This is a genomic window from Flagellimonas amoyensis, from assembly GCF_003058265.1.
GTDB classification, from domain to species: Bacteria; Bacteroidota; Bacteroidia; order Flavobacteriales; family Flavobacteriaceae; genus Flagellimonas; species Flagellimonas amoyensis.
This window is the reverse complement of the sequence record NZ_QBUK01000019.1, coordinates 1-5,315: the sequence shown is the minus strand read 5'-3', so window position 1 is coordinate 5,315 and position 5,315 is coordinate 1. Positions and strand designations below refer to the sequence as shown.

Here is a 5,315-nt window from a genome sequence, read left to right as displayed (position 1 = left end):
AAGGGGCTTGAGGAAGGCGGCGACCTACTCTCCCACCTGGTGTGGCAGTACCATCGGCGCTGACGGGCTTAACTTCCCTGTTCGGAATGGAAAGGGGTGGGCCCCGTCGCCATGGCCACCTAGATTTTATCCTGAACTTGTTTCAGGACCTCCTTGTCCAAAGGTCATAAGGTGCAAGAAGGGAATTTCATCAAATTGATATGACATATGTTGGGACGGACCTTTGGCAGGGCCGAAAAAAGAGTCAACGAAGTATTTGTTTATAAGGAACCGCGACAGGGCGGTGCGCAAGCTTACGGGCAATTAGTACCGCTCGGCTACATGCATCGCTGCACTTCCACCTACGGCCTATCGACGTGGTCATCTCCCACGGCCCTTTAAAGAGATCTCATCTTGTGGCGGGTTTCGCGCTTATATGCCTTCAGCGCTTATCCCATCCCGACTTAGCTACCCGGCGATGCCCCTGGCGGGACAACCGGCGCACCAGCGGTCGGTCCAGTTCGGTCCTCTCGTACTAGAACCAGATCCACTCAAATCTCTCACGCCCGCAGTAGATAGAGACCGAACTGTCTCACGACGTTCTGAACCCAGCTCGCGTGCCACTTTAATGGGCGAACAGCCCAACCCTTGGGACCTTCTCCAGCCCCAGGATGTGACGAGCCGACATCGAGGTGCCAAACCCCCCCGTCGATGTGAGCTCTTGGGGGAGATCAGCCTGTTATCCCCGGCGTACCTTTTATCCTTTGAGCGATGGCCCTTCCATGCGGAACCACCGGATCACTATGCCCTACTTTCGTACCTGTTCGACCTGTATGTCTCACAGTCAAGCGCCCTTGTGCCATTGCACTCTGCACACGATTGCCAACCGTGTTGAGGGCACCTTTGGAAGCCTCCGTTACTCTTTTGGAGGCGACCACCCCAGTCAAACTACCCACCACGCACTGTCCCCATCGCTGGGTTAGGCCCCGGACAAACGAAGGCTGGTATTTCAACAACGGATCCACACTGCCTGGCGACAGCGCTTCAAATCCTCCCAGCTATCCTACACATCCCTTGCCCAGGGTCAATACGAAGCTATAGTAAAGGTGCACGGGGTCTTTTCGTCCCACTGCGGGTAACCGGCATCTTCACCGATACTACAATTTCACCGAGATCATGGTCGAGACAGTGCCCAGATCGTTGCACCATTCGTGCAGGTCGGAACTTACCCGACAAGGAATTTCGCTACCTTAGGACCGTTATAGTTACGGCCGCCGTTTACCGGGGCTTCAGTTCAATGCTTCACCTTGCGGCTGACATCTCCCTTTAACCTTCCGGCACCGGGCAGGTGTCAGGCCCTATACGTCATCTTTCGATTTGGCAGAGCCCTGTGTTTTTGATAAACAGTCGCCTGGGCCAGTTCACTGCGGCTCCCCCGGAGGGGAGCGACGCTTCTCCCGAAGTTACGCGTCCATTTTGCCTAGTTCCTTGACCATGAATCTCTCGAGCGCCTTAGAATTCTCATCCCGACCACCTGTGTCGGTTTACGGTACGGGCCGCAATGCTCGCTTTTCTTGGAGGCGCCTCCGCTGGATTATCACCGCGGCCGTGGCCTTGGTGTACTATCCCCGAGGGTTCAACGTGCTATTCCGTCAGCACGCACCAACCTCGGCGCCCCGTCACTTTTGTCGCATTGCGGGTACGGGAATGTTGACCCGTTGCCCATCCACTGCCCCTTCCGGGTTCGTGTTAGGTCCCGACTGACCCCCGGCTGATTAGCATGGCCGGGGAAACCTTGGTCTTTCGGCGTGCGGGTTTCTCGCCCGCATTATCGTTACTTATGCCTACATTTTCGTTTCCGTACGCTCCACGGGACCTCGCAGGCCCGCTTCATCGCAGAACGGAATGCTCCCCTACCACTCCTTGGAGTCCATAGCTTCGGTAATGTGCTTATGCCCGATCATTATCCATGCGGGACCGCTCGACCAGTGAGCTGTTACGCACTCTTTAAATGGATGGCTGCTTCCAAGCCAACATCCTGGCTGTCTGTGCAGTCCCACCGCGTTTTGTCAACTTAGCACATATTTGGGGACCTTAGCTGATGGTCCGGGTTCTTTCCCTCTCGGACATGGACCTTAGCACCCATGCCCTCACTGCCCTGAAACATTATATAGCATTCGGAGTTTGTCAGGAATTGGTAGGCGGTGAAGCCCCCGCATCCAATCAGTAGCTCTACCTCTATATAACTATCAGGACGCTGCACCTAAATGCATTTCGGGGAGTACGAGCTATTTCCGAGCTTGATTGGCCTTTCACCCCTACCCACAGGTCATCCCAAGACTTTTCAACGTCAACGGGTTCGGTCCTCCACTGTGTGTTACCACAGCTTCAACCTGCCCATGGGTAGATCGCACGGTTTCGCGTCTACTACTACCGACTAAAGCGCCCTGTTCAGACTCGCTTTCGCTGCGGCTGCGCACCTGAGGTGCTTAACCTTGCCGGTAAAAGTAACTCGTAGGCTCATTATGCAAAAGGCACGCCGTCACCCCCAAAGGGGCTCCGACCGCTTGTAGGCGTATGGTTTCAGGGTCTTTTTCACTCCGTTGTTCACGGTTCTTTTCACCTTTCCCTCACGGTACTGGTCCACTATCGGTCTCTCAGGAGTATTTAGTCTTGGCGGATGGTCCCGCCGGATTCACACAGGGTTTCACGTGCCCCGCGCTACTCAGGATACCACTATCTTTAACGCTCCTTGCCCGTACGGGACTGTCACCCATATCGTGCAGCTTTCCAACTGCTTCCGGTTCGTCACGCAAAGAATGTCGTGGTCCTACAACCCCAACATTGCCGAAACAACATTGGTTTGGACTAATCCGATTTCGCTCGCCACTACTCTCGGAATCACTTTTGTTTTCTCTTCCTCCGCCTACTTAGATGTTTCAGTTCAGCGGGTTCGCCCACCTTGCGGTGTGACAGGCCTTCAACCTGCCGGGTTGCCCCATTCGGACACCCACGGATCAAAGCTCATGTGCAGCTCCCCGTGGATTTTCGCAGCTTATCGCGTCCTTCGTCGCCTCTGAGAGCCTAGGCATCCCCCATACGCCCTTCTTTTGCTTGTCGCACCTGTACCTGAGTACAAATGCCCTCTCGTAATCCTTATATATTCTATTCTACTTCGTGTTTCTTCTTTTGACTTCGCCATGATGACCTAAATCATCACGCTCCGTCCCAATATGTCAATGAACTTGTGGCCAATCGCCTCCGATATAAAACAATCAGCGGACGATATTTGCCGTGGTGGAGAATAAGGGAGTCGAACCCTTGACCTCCTGCGTGCAAGGCAGGCGCTCTAGCCAGCTGAGCTAATTCCCCATTATCTGTGGTCAGTTAACAGTCAACAGTTAACAGTACTATATAACGGTAACCCAACACCTAGAATTTCCTATTCAATACTTTTTTAAAGAACTTTTATAAACCTTGAACCTATGACTCAAAACCTATAACTTGCGGCTGTGCCGCATCCGTAGTCTCAGGCAGACTCGAACTGCCGACCTCTACATTATCAGTGTAGCGCTCTAACCAGCTGAGCTATGAGACTGTCTTGGCCTAAAATTGCCAGTATATCAAAAAAACATATCGCAGACAGCGAAAGGGAAAAAACCATCCCGATGCAGGACCGGAAAACATTCCGGGCGTCATCTTCTCTAGAAAGGAGGTGTTCCAGCCGCACCTTCCGGTACGGCTACCTTGTTACGACTTAGCCCTAGTTACCGATTTTGCCCTAGGCCGCTCCTTGCGGTGACGGACTTCAGGCACTCCCGGCTTCCATGGCTTGACGGGCGGTGTGTACAAGGCCCGGGAACGTATTCACCGGATCATGGCTGATATCCGATTACTAGCGATTCCAGCTTCACGGGGTCGAGTTGCAGACCCCGATCCGAACTGTGACCGGTTTTATAGATCCGCGCCCCCTTGCGGGGTGGCTTCCCTCTGTACCGGCCATTGTAGCACGTGTGTGGCCCAGGACGTAAGGGCCGTGATGATTTGACGTCGTCCCCACCTTCCTCACGGTTTGCACCGGCAGTCCCGTTAGAGTCCCCGACTTGACTCGCTGGCAACTAACGGTAGGGGTTGCGCTCGTTATAGGACTTAACCTGACACCTCACGGCACGAGCTGACGACAACCATGCAGCACCTTGCAGGCAGTCCGAAGAAAGGGATGTCTCCACCCCATGCAGCCTGCATTTAAGCCCTGGTAAGGTTCCTCGCGTATCATCGAATTAAACCACATGCTCCACCGCTTGTGCGGGCCCCCGTCAATTCCTTTGAGTTTCAACCTTGCGGTCGTACTCCCCAGGTGGGATACTTATCACTTTCGCTTGGCCACGGAGACAAAGTCCCCACAGCTAGTATCCATCGTTTACGGCGTGGACTACCGGGGTATCTAATCCCGTTCGCTACCCACGCTTTCGTCCATCAGCGTCAGTCGATGGTTGGTCACCTGCCTTCGCGATCGGTGTTCTATGTGATATCTATGCATTTCACCGCTACACCACATGTTCCGGCAACCCCACCATGACTCAAGACCTGCAGTATCAAAGGCAATTTTATGGTTGAGCCACAAACTTTCACCCCTGACTTACAGGCCCGCCTACGGACCCTTTAAACCCAATGATTCCGGATAACGCTCGGACCCTCCGTATTACCGCGGCTGCTGGCACGGAGTTAGCCGGTCCTTATTCTTACGGTACCGTCAGTAGGGCACACGTGCCCTTTTTTCTTCCCGTATAAAAGCAGTTTACAACCCATAGGGCCGTCATCCTGCACGCGGCATGGCTGGATCAGTCTTCCGACCATTGTCCAATATTCCTCACTGCTGCCTCCCGTAGGAGTCTGGTCCGTGTCTCAGTACCAGTGTGGGGGATCCCCCTCTCAGGGCCCCTAACCATCGTTGCCTTGGTAAGCCGTTACCTTACCAACTAGCTAATGGTACGCATGGCCATCCCTGTCCGATAAATCTTTAACCACACCATCATGCGATGGCGCGGTACCATGGGGCATTAATCCAAGTTTCCCTGGGCTATTCCCTTGACAGGGGCAGGTTCCATACGCGTTCCGCACCCGTGCGCCGGTCTCAAAGATGCAAGCATCTTCTACCCCTCGACTTGCATGTGTTAGGCCTGCCGCTAGCGTTCATCCTGAGCCAGGATCAAACTCTTCATTGTCTATCGTTAAATATCTATTCAGACATCCCACGAACAATTCCCAGTCCTTGACATCAAAATGGTTCTATTCTTTTCTTACGCTGTCTATTGCAATATGTATATGAACTTCTT

At 53.6% G+C, this 5,315-nt stretch carries 2 tRNA genes and 3 rRNA genes; all 5 read right to left on the bottom strand.

Going from position 1 to position 5,315, the window contains the following annotated elements:
* Window positions 1-11: 11 nt before the first annotated feature.
* The 5 genes from rrf to DB398_RS18230 all read right to left on the bottom strand — a co-directional run bounded on the left by rrf (window position 12) and on the right by DB398_RS18230 (window position 5,204).
* Window positions 12-123, bottom strand: a 5S ribosomal RNA gene (gene rrf, locus DB398_RS18250).
* Between the two features lie 160 nt (window positions 124-283).
* Window positions 284-3,100 (bottom strand): 23S ribosomal RNA (locus DB398_RS18245).
* Window positions 3,101-3,274: 174 nt separating this feature from the next.
* A tRNA-Ala gene (locus DB398_RS18240) sits at window positions 3,275-3,351 on the bottom strand.
* Window positions 3,352-3,503: 152 nt separating this feature from the next.
* Window positions 3,504-3,577, bottom strand: a tRNA-Ile gene (locus DB398_RS18235).
* A 110-nt stretch (window positions 3,578-3,687) separates the two neighbouring features.
* Window positions 3,688-5,204, bottom strand: a 16S ribosomal RNA gene (locus DB398_RS18230).
* Together the 16S, 23S and 5S rRNA genes with 2 tRNA genes alongside form the textbook arrangement of a ribosomal RNA operon.
* Between the last annotated feature and the right edge of the window lie 111 nt (window positions 5,205-5,315).